Raw genomic sequence first — 21,149 nt, 5'->3', positions numbered from 1 at the left:
AAAAACATGCGGTTATAATTGTAAGTGTATAGCGAGAAAACTGCATCTTTTTGAGCCATTTAAATTGTCCTACACGGGGTGAAAATATGTCACATTTACTGCACAAACTAACTGCCAAAGAAGTTAAAGAATCTAAGGGTAAAGAGAAGCCTTATCGTATTAATGATGGTGGTGGACTTTATCTGCAGGTTAAGCCAAACAAACTCAAATACTGGGAGTTTCGATACAAGAATAGAATAACTGGAAAAACCACAATGCTGGGCTTAGGAAGTTTAGATATTCTGACGCTAAAAAATGCTCGTGACAAAGCTCATGATATGCGCGTGCTTATTAATGAGGGAATTGACCCTAAACAAAATCGAATTGATAAAAAAGCTAAACGCAAAGAAGAGTTATCTAATACATTTATGGTTGTGGCGGAGGGTTGGATTAAAACAAAAAATAAGCTAAAGCCAAAAACGGTTCATGACAATTGGCGAAAGCTAGAGCTCTATGCATTTCCAAAATTTGGCGATATACCAGTCGCTAGTTTAACTCCGATGGTTGTTCAGAGCGCGTTACGACCTCTTGCCGTTAATGGCAAGCTGGAAACGGTTAAGCGTACAATCCAACTGGTTAATGAAGTAATGAACTACGCGATTAACAGTGGGTTGTTACAACATAACGTGCTTGCCGGTGTAAGTAAGACATTTGAGTCTCCAGAAGTTAAACACATGGCAGCTTTGAAACCTCATGAAATAACAGAGCTGCTACAGACCGTTGCGACAGCCAACATGCAATTAGCAACGAAATGTCTGATTGAATGGCAGCTACATACAATGACTCGACCAAGTGAAGCTGCGGGCGCGCGCTGGGATGAAATTGATCTAGAGAATAATCTATGGATCATTCCTGAAACACGAATGAAGATGAAGCGTGAGCATCGAATACCGCTAACACCTCAAACTATTGCAATTCTAGATCGGATACGCCCATTTAGTGAAAACCGAGTACATATCTTCCCGTCTATACGTTTTCCTAAGCGTTCTATTGATGCTGAGACTATCAACAAGGCATTGGGCCGTATTGGCTTTAGATCTAGAACGACAGCACATGGGATGCGATCTCTGGCCAGTACTACACTCAATGAAAAAGGATTTGATCCGGATATCATTGAAGCCGCACTGGCTCACCAGGATCGAAATGCAATCCGTGCAGCTTATAACCGAACAGATTACCTGGAACGGAGACGTAAAATGATGGAGTGGTGGAGTAACTATATTTGTGAGGCCGCAGTTGGATCATTGTCGGTGACCGGTAAAGTTCATATGAGGGCTGTGGGGTAATCTATACGAGCTGATCTATTCAATACTTATTGTTCGACGAAGCTGTATTATTGTTCTAAACAATTTTGGGTTCGTTCAGTTTTCGTCTGAACTTTACTACCAACACCTAAAGGTTGGCTTTTGATAGTACGGGCTGATACGGCCGATGTATATGCCTCCAAAAGTGACGAATACGGTCACAGTTTTGCAAGGTTGGAAATTCAATAGTCTTTTAGACTTTTGCCTTGAAGAAACTGTGAAGTGACTATTTTTAATATTGGGTTTATATGGTTATGATTGCTTAACCAATTGGTTAGCATGGAATCAAGAAAAATGATAAAATTATCAGTGGCTAAGAACATCAATGACGGATTGATAATCTCAACTGACGGAGCGATTAAGTTTGAACCAGAGTCATCTTTAACCATAGGTGCTCAAGCCTATTCTGCTGAATATGATAACAGTTTTGGCCCAAGCTTCATTGTTGTTTTTGGTATTGCAAACCAAGCAAAGACTTTGGCTTGTGCTGCTTATGTATGTTCGCGCTACAACATAAACCTTGTCATAGAGGCGGAAAATAATTTCCAAATCCATACTAATACGAGTACTAATGAAATTAACGTGTGCTTTCCTCTCTCAAGGGATCAAGTAATGGAATTACATCAGCGCTATCTGGATGCTTATAAAACACTATCCCAGTGTGGTTGAGTGAGTTGGATTAAATTTGCCAGTTTCCGCAACTTAAGATGGCACGAACGGAGATCCGTAACCTTCCTATGGATGCTAGTTGTTTATTAGGCCATGAAAGTTTACGTAATTACAGGTGGCCATTGATGAACGATGCTACTTCTTAGGCCAACGATCTATACTTGTAACATTTGGTGGCATTGGCTGCATATATGCTCGGTTTTTATCCTCCTCCATGATTAGCCATTCAATGAACTTGTTTTTGCTCACCCCCTTTAACTTAGCTAAATTGCTCAGCTTATCTTTAACATCTTTGTCCATTAGCATGTTATAAGACAATTTGCCTTCGATACTGTCGCGATATTTTTTTTGACTCCAAGCTTTTCGCATGTTTTGGTACATGAGTTTTTTCTGATCTGGGTGATCCGGTTTCCAAGCGTCATACAAACTAAGCCCAGCTAAGTACATTTCATGTGTATTCTCCGGTTTACTTATACCCCAACCAGATGCTGGAGAGTCGTTCATATAGTCAAAAAACCATTCGCTTTGAATTTTATTTTTGGGATCTAACCATTTAAAACGCTCTAGTGCTACACGATTGCTCCATTCGTTTTTCAAATCTAAGATCATGAAAATTTTTAAACTGATATAGTGATTCCATTGTTTGAAAAATTGGTAAATCGTATCGTACCTCTCTTTAGTGGAGTTGAGCTCTGTAGGAAAACCAAGTTTTTGATAAGAATATGGTTCAACGTATGAGTTGCTCCTTTTGCGAATAGGGTTGTTAGTTTCCTTACCAAAGTCAATTTCATACGTCTGTAAATAACGCCAAACCCAGTAAACTAACCTTTCGTCTTCTTTGTTAATCCATAATAGTAGCTCTTTGTTATAGTCTTTATTTTTGTACGCCAAAGAGAGTAATTTCACCAACTCAAGCTTCTGATATTCTGATTTGGTCACTTCGATAGATAGATGTTTATTCAAATTATATAACTTAGCATTCATTTTCTTCGGTGGTTCGATAATCGTAGTTAAACCAATTTCTAGAACGATTTTGTCGTAATAGAAGTTGACTTCATTTGGATCTGAAGAGTTAAAATATGTCTTTTCAATAGATATTTTTACCATAATATGTAGATTATCACGTAGTATATAAAGATACTTTCAGTATGATTTTTATAAGCGTTTTAGTCTATTTATTGATCGTATATATGTGATGTAAGTATGAAGTTTAGCTTAACTTAAACAATACATAACAACTCGATAAATTGAATGATGGAGCTGAAATTTGGGGAAATTATGAGTTGAGTTTTTTAATTTACTGCAGTTTCTGAAACATAAAAATAAAACATCGAAATTAAAATTCTAATTATTTAGACAAAAACAGATTATGACTAATTAATACCAGAGCAGTCTCTTCATGTGAGTAGTTTAAAAGCTCAAAAAATATGGCTTTGGTATTATGAATAAAAATTCATTTGAAATATCTTTGGTAGTCCTTTCTGCATAAGTCTGCAAGATGGAATGAGCTTCTAAAACTCAACGGGGTGAAAATAGTGTTAGGGTTGAGAAACTATCTAGGTACGATGAATTAATTGTTAGTCACAATATGTTGAAGCATCCAATCGATTAAGTATAGAAGCCTAAGTATTTGGTCAGCATCGACGGTCGTGTTTTTTTTACAGAAATTATACCTATATATATGAGAGCGCTAATCGTGAATTAGTGCTTCGGCCTCAGTGAACTTCGGTTTCCTGAGGTCAAGGAAGTCAGAAATCAGAAAAAAAAGTCCTGGGGTGTTTTTATAAAGAGTGGAGTACGAAGTACGACACCCTTATTTTTTCTTTTCCAATCCAATTAAAGAGTCACCAAGACTGTCATATACTCTATGCAGATAAAAAAGAATACGATTAACTCTCTGGTGCACTGAGCACCAGTTATGTTTTTCATACTCTATGGGTAAAGCCCCCTTAAGGGCTTTTTAACGATAATATATATCTGCAGAGTTTTTGGCTGTCAGTTGAAGGTTATCTCTATATCGTCATATACATCCATATCTAGGTAAGCTAGAAAGTTCTCTTGCCACATCTCAAACAGCTCTGTGATACCTGGGCTTTTAATGTCCATCCACCCCATACCTGTGGCAAATACCATTGCGTTACCAATGTCGAAGTCTATATCACGTTCTAGTTCTGGGTACCCCAATCCAAAGTACGCAAAATCGGTGATGTATAAAATAATCCACTGGCTATTGCTACCTTTTATTATTGATATCTCGACGGGATGGTATCCACCCGTTTCAGCACTGTAGCTTTTATCTTTGAAATTGAGGGTAATGGTTGAACTGTTGATGTTTGCTTGATGCCTTACTATCTGGCTCTGTATCGCATTGTGAAGCTTATTAGAAATGGGCAATACACATGGTTGAAATATCATGGACGGAGCTTTCTCCATAGCTTGTATAGTGTTGTGAGTCATAGTTAATTCCTTAGGTTATGCGGGTTGATTATTTATGCTGACGAGGGTGGCACTGAGCTCATTAAACGCTTTATTGTTGATTTGTTTGAGCAGAGCTACTTCCCAGGAATTCCAGAGTTGAGTTACTTTCGGTTGGTGCAGGTCGCACTGGTTATGTATATCCGGCTGAAAGAACCAGCCACGAAGGAAGTTAAAATACAGTTCAACATCAACTTGTGTCGCGTGTTCATCGGGATAGGCAAAGCTGGCAACAAAGACAATAGTCCAATCATTGCTCTGTCTCTCCAATTGGATCTCTACAGGTCTAAAGCCTTTTTTGGTTTGGTAGTACTCTGAGCGTCGAAAGTTGATAGCAATACGCTTAGCATTGGCGGGTATATCGAGTTTGCTGACTATCTGATTTAAACACCGGTATAACTCTATGCTTGGTGTGGTCCTAGGGTGCCGTTTAAGTTTTCTGGTCATATCAGCCCCCTCTCTGCAAAAGAGACGGTGGTCTCACCCACAACTAAATGGTCCAGTACTCTAATATCCACCAGCGCTAAGGCTTCTGTGAGCCTCTCAGTGATCCGTTTGTCACTTGATGAAGGCTCGGATACTCCAGATGGATGATTGTGAGCGAGGATGACTGCTGCAGCGTTTCGCTCCAGTGCTAGCTTGACCACTTCCCTTGGGTAGATACTTGCCGCGTCTATAGTGCCGTAAAACAGATCTTTAACTTCAATGAGACGGTTCTGGTTGTCCAGCAGCATGACAGTGAACACTTCTCTTTCTTGACCCCCAATCTTGTAGGTAAGGAAATCTTTTACTGCTTGCGGGTTGCTATAGGTGTCCCCTCTTAGATATTTGTCCGCGAGTATATCGGCAGCTTTTTCTAGAATGATCTTGGCGCACACTGGTAATGCGTTTTTGTAATCTTCGTGCATTTTTATTTCCTCTAGTATCGGTTATGCACTTCGATGATATGTATGTAGAAAAAATTGGAATCGATAGACAGAGTCACTATTTAGATTTTTTTTAACTGAGTTTCGATTGGTTTGATCGATTACTAGCTCAATAGGACGTTACTGGATCTTATCGGTAAAAAATTACGGCGCGCCTTCTTATGTGAACGATATGACCATAAGGGGTAGTTCAAATGAAAAACAGACTCATCAGAATGGACGAAGTGATATTCCTGACGAGCTTATCGCGACCCACTATTTACCGGTATATGAAGGCTAAGTTATTTCCGCCAAGTATGAACTTAGGTGGTGGTGCTATAGCTTGGCGAGAAAGTGACATAAATGACTGGATGGTTGCTCTTGTTGCAAGCAGAGATAGCCGAGAGGAGCACAAGTAGACAGATATCAAATAAAGATAGTTAAGATACGAAAGAGGAGTTGCATGAAAATACTAAGGTTAAAAGACGTAACAGAGAAAACAGGTCTAAGCCGCTCAACAATTTATTATCTAGTCAGTCAGAAACAGTTTCCGAGCAGTATACCTTTAGGCGCACGGTCAGTTGGTTGGCTTGAGAGCGAAATTAACGAATGGCTTCAAGAAGGTATAGAAATAAGAAGGAGCAGACGATGATACAACAAATGGTGCTGTTCTAAACAAGGTTGCCATTCATGAGCAGTACTACATCAATAACACTCCCCATCTGCACATGGAGAACAACATGAGATTTATTCGGCTATCTGAAGTAAAAACGAAGACGGGCTTAAGCCGTTCAACCATATACGAGTACATCAGTCTAGGCATGTTTCCTAAAAACATAAAGGTAGGACCAAGAGCGGTGGTCTGGGTGGATAGTGAGATTGAATCTTGGTCAAAACAAAGATTCGCTGTACGTCAACAAACTAAACAACCAGAAAGCGTGCTTCAGACTCAGCAACTTCTATTGCAGGTGTTTAAGTAGCTCGCTGACACCTATATCTCGACTACACATTCAATCAATTACATATATCCCATAGGCCATTTATCTTACCTCTAACTATGCATTGCAGATTCGGTATGCGTTGTCGTATCGGAAACGTCATAGCGAGATGTGGGTCTATGGAGAAACTAAAATTATAAGGATCTAAAATGACTGAGAATTTTAATTTTCTTGAACAACAGTACCCACAACTGGCGTATTACGCACAGCAAGCAGAGAAGTATGTTCACGATGACCCTCAATCAGCGCTACTAAAACTCAGCTGCTATTGTGAGGCGTTTGTTGGGGAGATATACAAAGAACTACAGCTGCCTTGTATACGTGGACGAAGTCTATTTGACAAATTGAGTTCGGAACTGTTCATCCAGGTTGTAGGACAAGAGGTTAGTCAAAAGCTGCAAGCAATCCGAATGAAGGGTAACGTCGCTATCTATCACGATGGAGTAACTCCCGAGATGGGTTTGTGGTTAATCAAAGAAGCTTACCTGCTAGGTCAATGGTTATACAAATCTCAAAATGGCGGATTAAACACACCATATCCAAATTTTAAGATACCTGCAAAGCGGATATATACCGAGTCGTGTATTAAGTCTGACGAGGAAATGATGGAACAGCTAGATGTATTTAAAGGTGAATTGGACGAGCTCATCTTTGAAGAAAACGAAGCGCTGTTAGAGATAGCACGTGCCAACTTAGATATGGAACATGAGAAGATTCGGTCATTTCAAGAGCGAGCATTATTGGTTGCTGAATCTATCGATTTCGAGAAACAGGTAACATTGAACAATATGTCACTCCTTGATTCTTTCGCAGAGTATGAATTGACTGATGGTCAGCAAGAAGGAGTAGAGGAACTGGAAGAGTTTCTTTCGAATGATGACAGTCGAGTGTTTCAACTAAAGGGTTATGCAGGGACTGGTAAAACTTTCATTACTAAGGGCGTTACCGATTACTTACGATCTACTGGACGAACTTTTATATTAGCGGCTCCGACTGGAAAAGCTGCCAAGGTAATTTCGACCAAGACTAGATACCCAGCTTACACTCTCCATAAGGCAATTTACGCCTTTAAACAACTATCTGAACGCCAGAGTGAAGATAATGGTGACGAGTCAGAATCTTATAAGATATTTGCGAATGTTGCTGAGAATAAGCTACCCGACGATACTGTGTATATTGTTGATGAAGCATCAATGATCTCTAACGCCTCGATCGGAAATGATAGTTTCTTTCGCTGTGGTTCCAGCAAGCTACTCAATGACTTTATACAATTTGTAGACATCGGCGATGACGACAGTCGAAAAAAAATTATTTTCATCGGTGATAACGCACAATTGCCCCCGGTTGGTATGAGCTACTCTCCTGCATTATCACCGGAATACTTACTGACTGAGTATGGTCTAGAAACTGACGGCTATGAGTTAACAGAGGTTGTTAGGCAAAAGGCAGATAGCAGCGTTATGCAGAACGCGAGTGAGTTGCGTAAGGCGCTAAATAACAACTCAAGTTTTCAGTTTAATTGGGATGCAGATTCGTCAGATATAGAAGAAGTTTGTAATACTGACTTTCTACCGAAGTATTTAGCTTCGTGCAATGGATACATCAACGATAAGTCCATTGTAGTTACAGGTTCCAATCGGGAGGCTCTGGAGTATAACAAGCACATTAGAGAGCGTTTTTTTCCAGGAAAAAGTTGTATCTCTGCAGGTGATAGGGTCATCGCAGTATCCAATAGTGATAGGTATGGTTTTTATATCTCTAATGGTGAGTTTGGTCGAGTGACACGGGTGTTGGGGGGGCCGGAAGTTCGAACCGTTACTGTCTATTCAAAAAGTGAAGAGCGACAAATAGAAGTTGAACTTCGTTTCCGAGGGGTAGAAATAGAATTTAAGGACTTTGATGGAAGGGCTCGTTCTTTCAGCGCAAATATCCTTGAAGGCTTACTGTATTCTGAACGGCCACAACTTACTCCTGATGAGAATAGGGCTCTGTATAAGGATTTTTGTGAGCGACACGCGCATTTGCGATCCAATAGCTCCGGTTTTCATGAAGCACTAAGAGAGGACCCGTATTTTAACGCGCTAAGGGTTAAGTTTGGTTACGCAATCACTTGTCATAAAGCACAAGGTAGCGAATGGGAACACGTATTTGTAAAATTCAAGTCACAGCCTAACATACCATCGAAAGACTACTTACGTTGGCTCTACACCGCAATCACTCGTACAACTAAGCGATTATATTTACTGGATTCATCGTGGAAATAACTGGGTGTTCTCCGAAAATAAGAGTCTGGCATTAGAATGAGCAATAAATCGAATTCGTGGAAGATGTATTCTTACTTTACTTGCGGGTTCTTTTTTGCCTCATGATTATACTAGATAGCATATGAATTAGACTATTTCGTAACCTTACAATCCACCATTAAAAAACAATCCCATTAATATATCTCTTAACAAACAAGATAAAGAAGAGACGTGATATGTGTAAGCAAAATAGTTATAGCAAATACCAAAAGCGAGTCATTAAATTTCTGAATGAACTTTTGGGCACAGAAATACCTTTCTCTTACGAGAAAACTCAAACCAACCATTTAAAAGTGTTGATTAATGGAGTTGGTAAGCCTCTGTTTACGGGCTCTACTCCTTCTGACTGCAAGTCTTTGAATAATTTCATAGCTGAAGTAAAACGTGAACTTCGCTCAGTAACGTCAGAAGTGGTTCAACTGGAAGAGAGCATTCAACCTACTTTACCTACAGTTGTGAAACAGTCGCATGACAAACTTATAAATAGTTGCGTTAAATCTCTTCGCACTCGCATTTCTGTTCTTAAGAGCCAAGAAAAAGCGAAAATTCTAAAGGCTGGGACTGTTGGTGGTTTGAAGGCACTTCGCACTGACACCATCAAACACTCAATAAAGGCTGCTCTTCAGTCTCGTAAACAAGGATGTTATCTGACCCCTAATGAGCTTAAAAAACTAGAAGAAGTAGTTAAGAATCATTTGGATTTCATGATGCCAACAACAGCTTATTACGCCACACTTTTGGAAAGTAGAAATGTTTCAGAGCTAGAGGTAAAGCAGAAAAAAGTAAGTAATCACAATCCTAAGAACAACACAAAAGTTGTAAATTTGAAAGAACCTGCTTCTGAACTTGCTCAGAATGATGATGTATTGATTAATCCCGCTGCAGTATTAGGTTCGCAAGGTAATAACTCTGCCAAGGACTTGATGAGTATGAAACAAAATGATCGGATTTTAGTCTTGCAAACGTTGAGTAAGGAGCAGAGTGACGAGCTGATAAACGATATTTATCAGGCTGTAGAGTGTAACCAGGAACGTGAAATTGAAGCTACAGTAGAAATGATTCGTGAGAAGCAGCTGCCTTTGGATGTGCTTATTAAACGTCTGCAATCAGCTGCTTAGTTGTAGGTTGCTCAAGTATTAGTCAGTGAAGCGTGCAAAAAGTGCGCTTGCTAACGTTTTTTCGTTAAGTGACAAGTTTTATATCGGTATCGGCGTATATTGAGCTGATAACTATAGAATAAAAAGTCTAATTAAAATGAAAAACGTCTTGGTTGCAGTCACGGGGGCTAGTCCGCAAGTGTTAACAGAAACACTGTACGCTTTGCATTCCCAGGGGAAATCATTTCCCGAAAAAGTGTATGTGATTACTACCCTTAACTCCAAACAAACGCTAGTAGATGGGCTATTTAATCAAGGTCACTGGCAAAGGTTAATTGAGGAGTACCAGTTACCAGATATCACTTTTGATGAAGAACACATTTGGTTGATATCTGATAGTAATGGTAATCAGTTAGATGATGCGAAAGGAGAAGAAGATCAGGCTGTAATGGCTGACTTTATAACCCGAAAGATTGCAGAGTTGACAGCAGACTCGGCAATCGCCATTCATGCATCTATTGCTGGTGGGCGTAAGACAATGGCTTTCTACATGGGGTATGCAATGTCCCTTTACGGTAGAGAGCAAGACTCCCTTAGTCATGTATTTGTAAATGATGAGTTTGAGTTCGTTAAAGATTTTTATTTTCCAACCCTAAGAGACAACTGGATTGAAGGTAAAAAGCCTGATTCTAATCTGAATACAAAGGATGCGATCGTAACATTAGCTGAAATTCCGTTCGTTCGCATGCGCAAACAGCTCAATAACGAGTTGCTTACCCAATTTGAAGAAGCATCATTCTCTAAAACTGTAGCTAGAATGAATGCGGCTCATCAGCCTTTAAAGGTCCAAATATCATACAAAGCCAGGACGCTAAGTACGTTAGGTGTTGATATTAAACTCTCTGGTAAACTATTGGCGATGTACTTGTTTATGCTTTCTCAGCCGGATAGAAAGGTAAAAATAAGTACAGCATTTCTGAAAAACAGTGATTACTCAATAGAATACCTAACACATTTTCATCAGCTGAAAGGTGATGTCAGAGTCTATAGCACATTTGGTCTTGAGGATGATGTGGACTGGGAGCAGAAACACTTTGTTCATTTGTTGCCCATGAACACTCAGTTTATTCAACCTGTTCTTAGCCAGCTACACAAGCAATTGGCAAAACAATTGCCAAGTGATGTAGTTGAAAGGCTGAAGGTACATTCTGATGGTGTAAAGGGTGGTAGTACTTATTCTATTGATCCCAGTATCGACTTTTCTATCGAATAATTTACCAATAGCGGCTGTGTACAATATACACAGCCGCTATTGGTGTTTATGTTTCTTTTCATAAGCTTACGATTAACCTGAAACCAGCCATTTCGCTATTCTTAACACATACAAGAATTAGTTAGTTGATTCACAAATTAAAGAAAGGAGTTACAACATGGTTTTTGACCCGAGCAAGTTTGTTGCACCAACAGCGAAGCCAATTCCAGTAGTATTGCTATTGGATGTAAGCGGCAGTATGAGTGGCGACCGCATTGACCAACTAAATTTGGCAGTTCGAGAGATGATTTCTAGCTTTTCTTCTTCAGAAACATCAGAAATTGAAATCCAGCTTTCTGCGATTACATTCGGTGCAGATGTAAAACTGCATACGCAATATACATCAGCAACTGATATTGAGTGGCAGGACCTATCGGTAAGTGGGATGACTCCTATGGGGACTGCACTAAAGATGGCTAAAGCTATGATTGAGGACAAAGACGTAACTCCTTCTCGTGCGTATCGCCCGACTATTGTCCTTGTGTCAGATGGAGGACCAAATGATGAATGGGAGGGTCCATTGAATGAATTTGTCAATAATGGCCGTTCGTCAAAGTGTGATCGAATGGCGGTTGCCATCGGAGAGGGGGCGGACCGCTCTGTTTTAAATCGCTTTATTGAGGGTTGTGAATATCCGCTATTTACTCCGGATAATGCCTCAGATATTAGAAATAGCTTCCGCTATATCACCATGTCAGTTACAGCTCGTAGTAAGTCACAGAACCCGAATAAAGTCGCCAACGTTTCGGCTCAAGCTGTGCAGAAGACGCCTGAATATGAAGATGATGAGCTGTTCTAAAATCTGTTGACAATTAACAGGAAATGATATGAACCAAGATTTGATCACACCAGTACAAACTGCAGAGTTACTGAAAGCATTGGATAATGTTGCTACTCCAGTGAAAGTGGCTAAGAAATTAGTAGTATCCAGCAACTTGGCTGAGAATGAATATCAGTTTTATAAGTTAGATAGCCTTACTCACTTTTCTGAGGAGCCTCGGAGGGAAGCCCTCGAAAATGTCTACAGTAGTATTCGTTTTTCTGGAGCCAGCCTTGTATACCTTTTACATGGTAGTTCTACTGGCGTTGATCTTTATCTTGGTATCGCTCGGAGCCACCAGCACAACGCTCCGGCTTTAAGTGTAAAAAATATAGCGGACTCCATTCTTAAGCCGGTTTTTGAAGGAAACTTTAGAGGTAGCAAACTTCATCAAGTTGAAGAGAAGCATGAGTTACTGAGTAAACTTGAAAGATTTAAGCATGTTGGTGTTTTGCAGGGGGCCGTTGGTAACCAGGAGCAGGGCGAAAACAATTTTTTCCAAGGTATGGACAGGCTCGTTGATGTGATGCTCGGTCAAGAATTTTGCCTTGCTATAACTGCATCAGCGATGACGCATGAGCAACTGCTAGAGCTGGAACAGATCGTTCATCAAGGTTATGCACTATTTGCTCCTCTTTCTAAGATGTCATATCAACAAGGAAAAAATAGTGGAGAAGGTAGGAGTCTTGGTAAGAGTACTACGGCGTCTAAAGGTCGTAACTACTCAAAAAATACCGGTGAAAGTGATTCAGAAACGTCAGGTACAAGTAAGGCTACAAGCTCTGGAGATGTATCGGATACAGGGTCTGAAGGTAAGTCCAAGTCGACTAATAGTGGTGAATCCTGGGGTAGTAATTCATCCGAAAGTAAGGGATTAAATAAAGGTGTATCAGTTAACTCTGGTGAGAGCCAGACAGTTTCAACGGAGATACACAACCGAAAAGCGCAGCAATGGCTGACATATATTGATGAGGTCTTATTACCAAGAATTGACTACGGGCGCAGTCGAGGTGGATTTATCTCAGGGATCTCGTTGTTTGCCACCAGCCACCATTCGCTATTAACCCTAAGTAATACGGCTATGTCAGTTTTTTCAGGTAACTCTGGGAACTGTTACCCTTTACACTTTATGTCGGTTAGTGAATACCCTTCCATTGTTAATGAGCTAAGAAACCTACAAATACCAACAATTGAACTGAATAACCGGCAGAAGGAGCCAAATGGATATCTTTTTCATCACCTAAAGTCCCGTCTGGTTGAAGGAGATAAAGTTATCATGGGAACGTATTGTTCTCCTCGTGAACTGTCCCTTATCGCTGGATTGCCTCAGAAAGAAGTGGCAGGTATAGCTTTAAATGAAGAAGTGAACTTCGGCTTGAACCCACCTCAAGTTGATGAAGGTAACAAACTAGTTTTAGGGGAACTTGTTCAAGACGGCAGAAGTATTCCTAATAATGATGTAAGTCTAAATATTTCAGAGCTCAACAAGCATATGTTTGTTGCCGGTGTTACGGGAAGTGGTAAAACGACAACTTGTCATCATCTACTCAGAGAAGCCAAGCTTCCTTTTTTAGTAATAGAGCCGGCGAAGACTGAATACCGAACATTGATGGATGAGTTTGATGATCTTCTGATTTTTACACCGGGACGAGATGAGCTTGGTGCATTCAGGTTGAATCCACTTGAATTAATGCCTGGTGAATCAATTTCGGCTCGAGTTGATATTCTGAAGGCCAGTTTTGCTGCTTCTTTCGATATGGAGGCGGCCATACCACAAGTTCTAGAAGCTGCAATCTATCGCTGCTACGAAAAAATGGGTTGGAATTTGACTACTTCCCGGCATCCAGAGTTCCCAGACCCTTTTGCTGAAAATGTCTATCCATTCCCAATCATGCAGGACTTGTTGGAAGCTAGTAAGGAAGTTGTTGAAGAGCAAGGCTTTGATGCAAGATTGCGGGATGATTATATAGGCTCCATCAAAGCCCGCTTGCAGGGTTTGTTGGTTGGCTCTAAGAAGCAAATATTCAATACCCTGCGTTCTATCGATTTTGCGGCACTATTAAAACGAAGAGTGGTTATTGAGCTTGAAGAGATCCGCAATGGAGCAGAGAAGTCTCTGATTATGGCTTTTATCATGACCAATATGGTTCAAGCCTTGAAGAATGAGCATAGGGTAAACCCCGACTTTAGGCACTTGACTCTTATTGAGGAAGCTCATCGCTTGCTTGCTCATCCAGATCCTTCAGAAAGCAATAATAAAAAGCAGGCAGTGGAAATGTTTGCTGACATGCTGGCTGAAATCAGAAAGTACGGAGAGGGATTGATAATTGTTGATCAGATACCGAGCAAGCTAACGCCGGAAGTGTTGAAGAGCACAAATACAAAGATAGTTCATAAGTTGTTTGCCCAAGACGATAAGGATGCAATTGGTAACACAATAGCTCTTGAAAAAGATCAGAAGACGTATCTTTCAAGGTTGGATGTAGGGCATTGCGTTGTGTTTAGCCAGGGGTGGCAGAAGGCCGTACAGGTTCAAGTTAAGGTAGACCCGGCGTTGGTAACTCAAGCGGACCTTCCACTAAATGAAGTTGAAAAAGTGATTAGGGAAAGGTTTATCGAGTTCTGCCAATTGCCTACCAGCCGAAGGCTACTGCCAATGTTAAGCCATTCTGGGCTAAGTTCGATTAGTACAAAACAACAGGTTAGCGATTTACTTAAATTCTCTCAGGAGACGGATCTGTTTTTCTGCTGGGAACAATTCTTGGTTGAACAAAGTGACACAAGTAAAGAAAAAGTAGTTCAGTCTATAAAAAAGGCTTTTGAATCTACGATAAACACGGAAATAGTTATTGATCACCTTCTCTATCATGTTTACCCACCTGTTGGTTATAGGTCAGTAAAAGATTGGCGGTTAAGAGTAGACAAGGCGATAAATTGCCTGATCAGTGGAGAGGATATAAAAGTTGGGCGTATGGGCCTAGATAGTTCAGATAGGAGAAAAATGTAATGTTTGGAATTGTGTCTGTGGGTATATCCCTTATTGGTTCAGCTTGTGCTGCTGTTAGCACTGTATGCTCGACTTTAGGTGCTGGTTTAGTGAGTGCAGGAAAAGTCATTATTAATGCAATTCAGGTTGGTTTGCCGATTGCAGAAAAAGTGTTTACAGCTGTAGACCTTGTGGCTAAAGCCTGGGGGATTTTTACAGAGGATCACAAAGAAGATGATTTGTACGACCTGGGTATGCGAGCTGAACAAGCTTCAATGAACGGAGTTAAGTCAGATAACTTTGATTCATATAAGGAGTATATTGATCATCTTCGGAATGATATCGAACTTAAGCCAAACCCTTCTCTTCGTGATGAAGATAAGTTGAAGTACGGCGCTCTTGGTACTGCTGTAGCAATGAAAGGTATTAGTGACAAGTATCAAGTCGAAATCCCGGATTCGTTCTGGTTATCAGGTGTAAATATGAATCTTCAACCTGAACAGTTCAAGCCTCTCTTGGACACATTTGAGTCCGAGAAAGTAGTTCCTAAGCTGGAAGACTTCAATAAAGGAAAACTTCCATTTAGTGAACACGAAAAAATCTATGATGTACTTGAAAGCTACCTTGGAGAATCTATGACAGCTCAAGAAGTTGAGCAGTTTTTTGTTGATGCCAAGAAAAACTCAGCCTAGCTAAGGGATATAAGTTAAGTGAGATTAGAGCAAATCAATAACCATGTTTCGATTCTGAATGTAGTACTTGATGGTTCAGGAAGTATGTCGGTGTTTGGAAAGGGGCCTTTGCAGATCAATCTGGCGCGCTTTGTGCTCCAGTATATTGAACAAAATGCCGCTCAAATTTCTGAGAGCATTGAAGTGAACTTTTTCCTATTTAGAGATGAGGTCAAGCCGTTGGAAAACGGTATCGATAGTAGGCAGTGTTCTATTTCTTTTGAAGGTGGAGCAGAAAGTAAGAGTCTATCTGATTTCTTGAAGGTGTTGCCAAGTAAAAGCAAAGTACTGCTTTTTAGTGACGGTTTCTGCTTGGATGATCAAGTGTCAGAAGCAGCAAATAAGAATGCTATTGACTTCAATTTGGTTGCTGTTGGACCGGATAGCCCTTCCCTTGAAAGGTATACAGGCGAATATTTTAATGTGGTGAAAAGTGAAAACCTACCAGCCCTTTTACAGATCTTACTTTATAAGTCAGAGGGTAATTCTCTACCGCGCAAGATTAGTACTAATTGTGAGATGGAAAAAGATCTGTCTCCTCAAACGCAGAATGACGATGATGATTGGGAGTAGCTGGGAGCGCTATGAAAATAAAAGATACGTTGTTGGAATCTGACTTTCCGTTCGATGTGGATGATGAGCATTTCCATCGTCATGAGCTTACCGGAATATTAACTAGTGGTGGTCAGGGTGTAGTGTGTAAAACTAATGACCCTGAGCTGTTGGTTAAGCTACCGTTGGCTGATGCTGCGACAAGGAAGATGCTGACGGATCCTAATGAAATAGAAAGGCACAAAAGAAAATACCTAGGTTTGAGCTTGTTGCCTATCCCAGAAGATATTCCACTGGCGTTACCAGCAGCGAGCTTGTCAGATACTGCAGGTTACATAATGCCACTTGTCGGGGGGATGGTTGAGTTTGGGGAGCAGTTCTTTCTAAAAAAAGCTCAAGCGAAGGCTATGTACAAAGAGCGGGAAATACCTGACTGGTTATCTAAGTTGTTTGAGCAAGAAGATGAAATTAACAAGGGAAAGGGAAATTACTTCAGTTTAGAAATCATTTATTACCTCAAGAGTGGGGGCCTACGGAGAAGACTAACGGCCTTAACAAAATGCGCGTCGATACTTGCGAGGTTGCACGCACACGGTTTTGTCTATGTGGATCTATCTCCGGGAAACGTCTTCATCTCAGATACTGTTGAGCGCTCAGAGGTATGGATGATCGATGCTGATAACCTTCGTTATGAAGGAACAAAAGGCACCAACTATTTTACCCCTGGATATGGAGCGCCAGAAGTAGTTCAGGAGATAGGTAATGCAAGTCAGTTATCTGACAGCTATGCCTTCGCAGTCATGGTATTTATTCTGTTGTCTATGACCAATCCGTTTGATGGCATTGCTTTGGAGAGAAATGATGACGATGGCGACTGGGCTGATGAAGACGAATGTGGCAGTGACTCGGGTGGTTGTGACTCGGAACTCTCGGCGGATAAGAGAAAGGAGTTGGGTATGCTTCCTTTTGTTGACGATATAAATGACAACAGCAATGAGGCTCCAAATAGGGGGCTTCCTCGGCAGTTAGTTTTGACTGAACAACTGAAAGTTTGCTGTCAGAAAACGTTAGGAGAGGGAAGAACAGAACCGAGAAAAAGAACACATATGTACCTATGGAGCACTGCATTAGCACAGGCTGAGGATGTAACAATCGCCTGCCAAAGCTGTGGTATGACTTATTATGCTCACGAAACAGAGTGCCCGTATTGTCAAGATACATTGCCTAGTTATGTAAAAATGACGGCATATTCAAACCAATCAAAACAAACTGTGGTTTGGGAATGGGCTAAAGAGGTTAGTGAAGATAAAGTATTAATGGTACCACAGCGCCTAGGTCTACCTTTTTCTTTGAAAGATAACGCCAAAAATTTCATAGAGATACAAAAACACAAACAACAATTTGTTTTAAAGTGTTTAGATGAGTCACTATCAGTTCATTGGGCGACTAGCTCTGAAAATGAGGGCGAGTTTAGAAGACTTGCCGGTGATTTAATGTTCACGCCCGAGATTGGAAATGAAGGCTTGTATCTTTACATAGAGAGTGCAAACCCAAGACTAATTCACTTACAACTGCGTGGGGAACGTGCATGAAACTAGAACATTTTAGTAGTATGCCGAGTTTTTTTGATGATGTATGGGTTGTTCCTGAAGACAAAAAAGTATCGATTAAGCCGGGTCTTGCAACACTCACTCTTACTTCTGATGGACAGAGTTTACGTATTGTAACTCGAATGAAGCGTCACGTGGTGCGCCTTCAAGATCAAACATTAATGCCGGACATTATTCATTACTTAAAGCGAAATACAGCTCATCTTGCTCAAGTGTGCCGGGTTGCTAAAAATGGGCATATTCAACTTCAAATTGCTTTTTTTAATGGTGATTTGCTTCACTTTGATGAAGTTGATATTAACCTCGACAGTGATCTACTTGTGAGGGCGAATAAATTAGGTCTTAGGTCGCAGAATTTGAGTGCTCTTGCAAGCTTATTAGAAGAAAAATGTACTCTCAAAGGCAGTATCTACGAAGAGGGAGAATACTATTTTCCTCTCTTAACAGGAGGGGCTTCTGGTGCTATATGGGAAGGTAATGACTTCGAAGAAGAGCAAGAAGTGTTACTTGATGATGGCTTTTCACTACTTGGTGATGACGTGCAGCTTGCTGTAAAGCAGAGTGATACGCTGGGAAGCTTGCAATTGACTGCATCGCGAATATCAAGTGGTTGGAGTCAGAAAGCTCCAGGTGCGATTCGATTGGCAAAGGGACAGCTCAGATTATCGAATGGAGATAAAAAACTGCAAGAACTCTCCAAGCACCAGTTGAAATCTTTGTTGGAAAATGAAAGTCAGCCTAGTTACCTAAAAACATGGGATAAATATGGTGATATTGAAGGGGAATTACTTTTAGAAAGAGCTAGAGCTGTAGGTTACTTACCTATTCCTTCAGAAAAATCTATAGAGGTGGTTTCTGGAGGTGTGAAAATATTTTTTCATGAAAACCTCCCTAGTGGAATAGTAAAAGGTTCTCAACTAGAGATTGTTGATCAAATGCCAGTTTATCTTGATGACCTCGCGATGGACTGGAAAACTTACAGCGAGTTTCTTCTGGAGTCTTCTGAACCCCAATCTCGTAAGAACTCAGATCCAGCTCAGAAGGTTATAGGTCAAGTTGTTGAAGTAAAGGGGAGGGGAGAAAGCTGGATTACTTTAGATCTTGAGCAAAAGCCATTACAAGGTGTTCATGCACTGGTTTTGTCAATAAATGGCGACAAGATTCAGGTAGAAAGACGGATGCAGGCACGGAAACTGATTCTGGAAGGAAATAGTGCAAATCCTCAACTTGGATTATTAATAGAGGAAGAGGGAAAGCCAAGCACAGCTAAGCGACATAATACTATTGCCCCCTTGACCGCCTTTGTTCGGGAAAAAGTGTTTGCTCATCCTCCGACACCTAGTCAGGAAATGGCAATAAAAGTGGCATTAAATACTCCTGATATGGCGTTAGTCCAAGGCCCCCCAGGAACAGGAAAAACTACGGTTATAGCAGCAATAATTGAACGACTTAACCAAGAGTATAGAAAGACTGGAAATTACAAAGGACAAATACTGGTATCTGGTTTTCAGCATGATGCAGTTGAGAACTTATTGGCTCGTTTGAGCATTAATTCACTTCCTTCAGTGAAATTTGGAAAAAAATCGGGGACTGAATTTAGCCCAGATAGAGTGGATCAGAAGATTGAAAGTTGGTGCGATAATATTGCAGATAACCTTCGGAAACAAAATCCACAATTAGTATCCTCCGAGTCCTTAAGAGTGGTTAGAAGTAAGCTGGCGTTGTACCAGGCGTCTCCCACAAATGAAATTGCTCTAAGCTTGTTGAAGCAGCTTCAAGAGATTTCTGATGTTTCATTAGATCATCACTTAAACCAAAGAATCAGTTATATGGTTAAAGAACTAAGTGATACTGAGAATGGAGCTGTCTCTGAAACGATTTCACATGTGCTGGCCTTACGGTGCCATGAGCGATCTTTTAAAGACGATGGTCCCGAAAGAGCAATGGCATTATATCTAGAGATGGAGGACATACTCGGTAGTTCAGAGCTAGCCTTGCTTAGATGCGCTTCGATTTGGAATGAAAGTAAGGATCTAAAGTTCCTTCCCGAACTGAGAACATTAAGAGGTGACCTACTTAAGCGTTATAGCCGTAAGCGAGCCTATCGAGTATCAAAGCCTAGAGAGGATGTACTGTCAGCAGCTAAACAATCAATTGAAACTTTGTCAAAAAACAAACAGTTTTCTGACCGTACAGATAATGCACTAGTAGATTTCCTATATGAGTTGGACCACAACAAGGATGGAATAAAAAGAAGTTTAGCAGAATACAACGCGGTCTTCGGAGCTACAGTTCAGCAGTCTATGGGCCGAGATATTCGAAGCGTAAAGCTAGATAGTGGAGTAGGAACGAAGCGCTTGTCATATGACACAGTGATAATTGATGAAGCTGCACGTTGTAGTCCTAGGGATCTTCTAATACCTCTTTCGCAAGCAGAGAAAAGAATTATTTTGGTTGGTGACCACCGTCAGCTACCGCATATCATTGATGAAGAAATAGCTCGTCAGCTAGAAGAAGGGGAGCAGACAAAAACAGAAGAAAGTATGTTTGAGTATTTGTTTGGTCGTCTCAAAACGCTGGAAAGTGCAGATGGCTATCAGCGAACTGTAACATTAGATGCCCAATTCCGCAGCCATCCGTTATTGGGTGAATTTGCTAGTAAATACTTTTACGAGCCAAGCAATGAAGGTTATCAGTCGCCATTACCTGCCAAGTTATTCGAACAAAGGTTAAAAGGTGTTGAAGATAAAGCTTGCGCTTGGATGTATATACCCAATAGTCACGGTGAAGAGAAGCGAGACAGTTCTCGCAGTAGATATAGGTTATGTGAAGCTGAAGCAATCGCCGAAAAGGTTAATGATTGGCTAACCTCTCAGGAAGGGGAAGGGCTGAGTTTTGGAATTATCAGTTTTTATAAAGCGCAGGTTAATGCTGTATTTAAGGCGTTGAGTAAATATGGCATAACGACAAGAGAGCGAGGAGAGTGGGAAGTGAATGATGAATACCGAACACTTCCTTCTGGTGAAGAAAGGTTAAGAATAGGTACCGTCGATTCGTTTCAGGGGATGGAATTTGATGTTGTGTTTTTGTCTATGGTTCGGACACAAGATCTACGGAAAAATTCAAGTTACTTAAAACAAAATTGTGAGGATAAAAAAGAGCAATCGAGAGTACTTGGTCATTTAATGTCACCAAATCGTTTATGTGTCAGTGTCACCCGACAAAAAAGGTTATTGGTAGTGGTCGGAGATATAAAACTTGCAGACCATCCAATTGCCGGGCATGCGGTGCCGGCTCTGTATGGTTATTGTCAGTTGGTTAAAGAGCAAGGGGTGATATTGTGAGTAT

The 21,149-nt window shown here is 40.7% G+C and carries 18 protein-coding genes; 14 read left to right on the top strand and 4 right to left on the bottom strand.

Annotation, left to right across the window (positions count from 1 at the left end; all coding sequences use genetic code 11):
* The first annotated feature begins 86 nt into the window (after positions 1-86).
* Entirely contained in the window at positions 87-1,325 is a 1,239-nt protein-coding gene (locus IUZ65_RS10480) for a tyrosine-type recombinase/integrase (RefSeq protein WP_195703674.1), read from the top strand.
* A gap of 312 nt (positions 1,326-1,637) precedes the next feature.
* Positions 1,638-2,012: a hypothetical protein gene (locus IUZ65_RS10475; protein WP_195703673.1), complete on the top strand. Its 375-nt coding sequence runs from the start codon at positions 1,638-1,640 to the stop codon at positions 2,010-2,012.
* 135 nt (positions 2,013-2,147) lie between these two features.
* On the opposite strand, the gene IUZ65_RS10470 is transcribed toward IUZ65_RS10475, so the two are convergent.
* From IUZ65_RS10470 to radC, 4 genes are all read right to left on the bottom strand, one after another.
* Positions 2,148-3,119 (bottom strand): hypothetical protein, encoded by a 972-nt coding sequence (locus IUZ65_RS10470; RefSeq protein ID WP_195703672.1) that lies wholly within the window; start codon positions 3,117-3,119, stop codon positions 2,148-2,150.
* Between the two features lie 888 nt (positions 3,120-4,007).
* Positions 4,008-4,469, bottom strand: coding sequence for a DUF2787 domain-containing protein (locus IUZ65_RS10465; protein WP_229638040.1), 462 nt, complete (start codon positions 4,467-4,469; stop codon positions 4,008-4,010).
* 15 nt (positions 4,470-4,484) lie between these two features.
* Positions 4,485-4,934 carry a DUF2787 family protein gene (locus tag IUZ65_RS10460; RefSeq protein ID WP_195703671.1) on the bottom strand — a complete coding sequence of 150 codons (450 nt, stop codon included), beginning with the start codon at positions 4,932-4,934 and terminating at the stop codon, positions 4,485-4,487.
* Positions 4,931-5,395 (bottom strand): RadC family protein, encoded by a 465-nt coding sequence (gene radC / locus IUZ65_RS10455; RefSeq protein WP_195703670.1) that lies wholly within the window; start codon positions 5,393-5,395, stop codon positions 4,931-4,933. The genes IUZ65_RS10460 and radC overlap by 4 nt, the downstream gene beginning before the upstream one ends.
* Positions 5,396-5,607: 212 nt before the next feature.
* On the opposite strand from radC, the gene IUZ65_RS10450 reads away from it, so the two are divergent.
* From IUZ65_RS10450 to IUZ65_RS10395, 12 genes are all read left to right on the top strand, one after another.
* The gene (locus IUZ65_RS10450; RefSeq protein WP_195703669.1) at positions 5,608-5,811 is read left to right on the top strand and encodes a helix-turn-helix transcriptional regulator; all 204 of its coding nucleotides are present in this window, start codon (positions 5,608-5,610) and stop codon (positions 5,809-5,811) included.
* A 44-nt stretch (positions 5,812-5,855) separates the two neighbouring features.
* Positions 5,856-6,044 carry a helix-turn-helix transcriptional regulator gene (locus IUZ65_RS10445; RefSeq protein WP_195703668.1) on the top strand — a complete coding sequence of 63 codons (189 nt, stop codon included), beginning with the start codon at positions 5,856-5,858 and terminating at the stop codon, positions 6,042-6,044.
* A gap of 88 nt (positions 6,045-6,132) precedes the next feature.
* Complete coding sequence (locus IUZ65_RS10440; protein WP_195703667.1) at positions 6,133-6,372, top strand: helix-turn-helix transcriptional regulator; 240 nt, start codon at positions 6,133-6,135, stop codon at positions 6,370-6,372.
* Between the two features lie 167 nt (positions 6,373-6,539).
* Complete coding sequence (locus IUZ65_RS10435) at positions 6,540-8,654, top strand: ATP-dependent DNA helicase (RefSeq protein WP_195703666.1); 2,115 nt, start codon at positions 6,540-6,542, stop codon at positions 8,652-8,654.
* Between the two features lie 215 nt (positions 8,655-8,869).
* On the top strand, positions 8,870-9,811 hold the full coding sequence (locus tag IUZ65_RS10430) for a hypothetical protein (protein WP_195703665.1): 942 nt from the start codon (positions 8,870-8,872) through the stop codon (positions 9,809-9,811).
* A 136-nt stretch (positions 9,812-9,947) separates the two neighbouring features.
* Complete coding sequence (gene csm6 / locus IUZ65_RS10425; RefSeq protein WP_195703664.1) at positions 9,948-11,063, top strand: CRISPR-associated ring nuclease Csm6; 1,116 nt, start codon at positions 9,948-9,950, stop codon at positions 11,061-11,063.
* 157 nt (positions 11,064-11,220) lie between these two features.
* Positions 11,221-11,901, top strand: coding sequence for a vWA domain-containing protein (locus IUZ65_RS10420; protein WP_195703663.1), 681 nt, complete (start codon positions 11,221-11,223; stop codon positions 11,899-11,901).
* Positions 11,902-11,929: 28 nt separating this feature from the next.
* Complete coding sequence (locus IUZ65_RS10415; protein ID WP_195703662.1) at positions 11,930-14,929, top strand: ATP-binding protein; 3,000 nt, start codon at positions 11,930-11,932, stop codon at positions 14,927-14,929.
* Entirely contained in the window at positions 14,929-15,600 is a 672-nt protein-coding gene (locus tag IUZ65_RS10410) for a hypothetical protein (RefSeq protein ID WP_195703661.1), read from the top strand. Before IUZ65_RS10415 ends, IUZ65_RS10410 begins: the two co-directional genes overlap by 1 nt.
* 18 nt (positions 15,601-15,618) lie before the next feature.
* On the top strand, positions 15,619-16,212 hold the full coding sequence (locus IUZ65_RS10405; RefSeq protein WP_195703660.1) for a hypothetical protein: 594 nt from the start codon (positions 15,619-15,621) through the stop codon (positions 16,210-16,212).
* An 11-nt stretch (positions 16,213-16,223) separates the two neighbouring features.
* Positions 16,224-17,783 (top strand): protein kinase domain-containing protein, encoded by a 1,560-nt coding sequence (locus IUZ65_RS10400; protein WP_195703659.1) that lies wholly within the window; start codon positions 16,224-16,226, stop codon positions 17,781-17,783.
* The gene (locus tag IUZ65_RS10395; RefSeq protein ID WP_195703658.1) at positions 17,780-21,145 is read left to right on the top strand and encodes a DEAD/DEAH box helicase; all 3,366 of its coding nucleotides are present in this window, start codon (positions 17,780-17,782) and stop codon (positions 21,143-21,145) included. Before IUZ65_RS10400 ends, IUZ65_RS10395 begins: the two co-directional genes overlap by 4 nt.
* Positions 21,146-21,149: the final 4 nt, after the last annotated feature.

The sequence above is a fragment of the Vibrio sp. VB16 genome (assembly GCF_015594925.2).
Lineage (GTDB): Bacteria > Pseudomonadota > Gammaproteobacteria > Enterobacterales > Vibrionaceae > Vibrio.
Note: the sequence above shows the minus strand (reverse complement) of the source record. Positions and strands in the feature narration are given on the sequence as shown.

What these genes read in the sequence shown, in the direction of transcription:
- IUZ65_RS10480 (WP_195703674.1), top strand. Translation starts at nt 87, where the DNA reads ATGTCACATTTACTGCACAAACTAACTGCCAAAGAAGTTAAAGAATCT.
- IUZ65_RS10410 (WP_195703661.1), top strand. Translation starts at nt 14,929, where the DNA reads ATGTTTGGAATTGTGTCTGTGGGTATATCCCTTATTGGTTCAGCTTGT.
- IUZ65_RS10475 (WP_195703673.1), top strand. Translation starts at nt 1,638, where the DNA reads ATGATAAAATTATCAGTGGCTAAGAACATCAATGACGGATTGATAATC.
- radC (WP_195703670.1), bottom strand. Translation starts at nt 5,395, where the DNA reads ATGCACGAAGATTACAAAAACGCATTACCAGTGTGCGCCAAGATCATT.
- IUZ65_RS10395 (WP_195703658.1), top strand. Translation starts at nt 17,780, where the DNA reads ATGAAACTAGAACATTTTAGTAGTATGCCGAGTTTTTTTGATGATGTA.
- IUZ65_RS10420 (WP_195703663.1), top strand. Translation starts at nt 11,221, where the DNA reads ATGGTTTTTGACCCGAGCAAGTTTGTTGCACCAACAGCGAAGCCAATT.
- IUZ65_RS10460 (WP_195703671.1), bottom strand. Translation starts at nt 4,934, where the DNA reads ATGACCAGAAAACTTAAACGGCACCCTAGGACCACACCAAGCATAGAG.
- csm6 (WP_195703664.1), top strand. Translation starts at nt 9,948, where the DNA reads ATGAAAAACGTCTTGGTTGCAGTCACGGGGGCTAGTCCGCAAGTGTTA.
- IUZ65_RS10465 (WP_229638040.1), bottom strand. Translation starts at nt 4,469, where the DNA reads ATGACTCACAACACTATACAAGCTATGGAGAAAGCTCCGTCCATGATA.
- IUZ65_RS10440 (WP_195703667.1), top strand. Translation starts at nt 6,133, where the DNA reads ATGAGATTTATTCGGCTATCTGAAGTAAAAACGAAGACGGGCTTAAGC.
- IUZ65_RS10450 (WP_195703669.1), top strand. Translation starts at nt 5,608, where the DNA reads ATGAAAAACAGACTCATCAGAATGGACGAAGTGATATTCCTGACGAGC.
- IUZ65_RS10400 (WP_195703659.1), top strand. Translation starts at nt 16,224, where the DNA reads ATGAAAATAAAAGATACGTTGTTGGAATCTGACTTTCCGTTCGATGTG.
- IUZ65_RS10430 (WP_195703665.1), top strand. Translation starts at nt 8,870, where the DNA reads ATGTGTAAGCAAAATAGTTATAGCAAATACCAAAAGCGAGTCATTAAA.
- IUZ65_RS10445 (WP_195703668.1), top strand. Translation starts at nt 5,856, where the DNA reads ATGAAAATACTAAGGTTAAAAGACGTAACAGAGAAAACAGGTCTAAGC.
- IUZ65_RS10470 (WP_195703672.1), bottom strand. Translation starts at nt 3,119, where the DNA reads ATGGTAAAAATATCTATTGAAAAGACATATTTTAACTCTTCAGATCCA.
- IUZ65_RS10415 (WP_195703662.1), top strand. Translation starts at nt 11,930, where the DNA reads ATGAACCAAGATTTGATCACACCAGTACAAACTGCAGAGTTACTGAAA.
- IUZ65_RS10435 (WP_195703666.1), top strand. Translation starts at nt 6,540, where the DNA reads ATGACTGAGAATTTTAATTTTCTTGAACAACAGTACCCACAACTGGCG.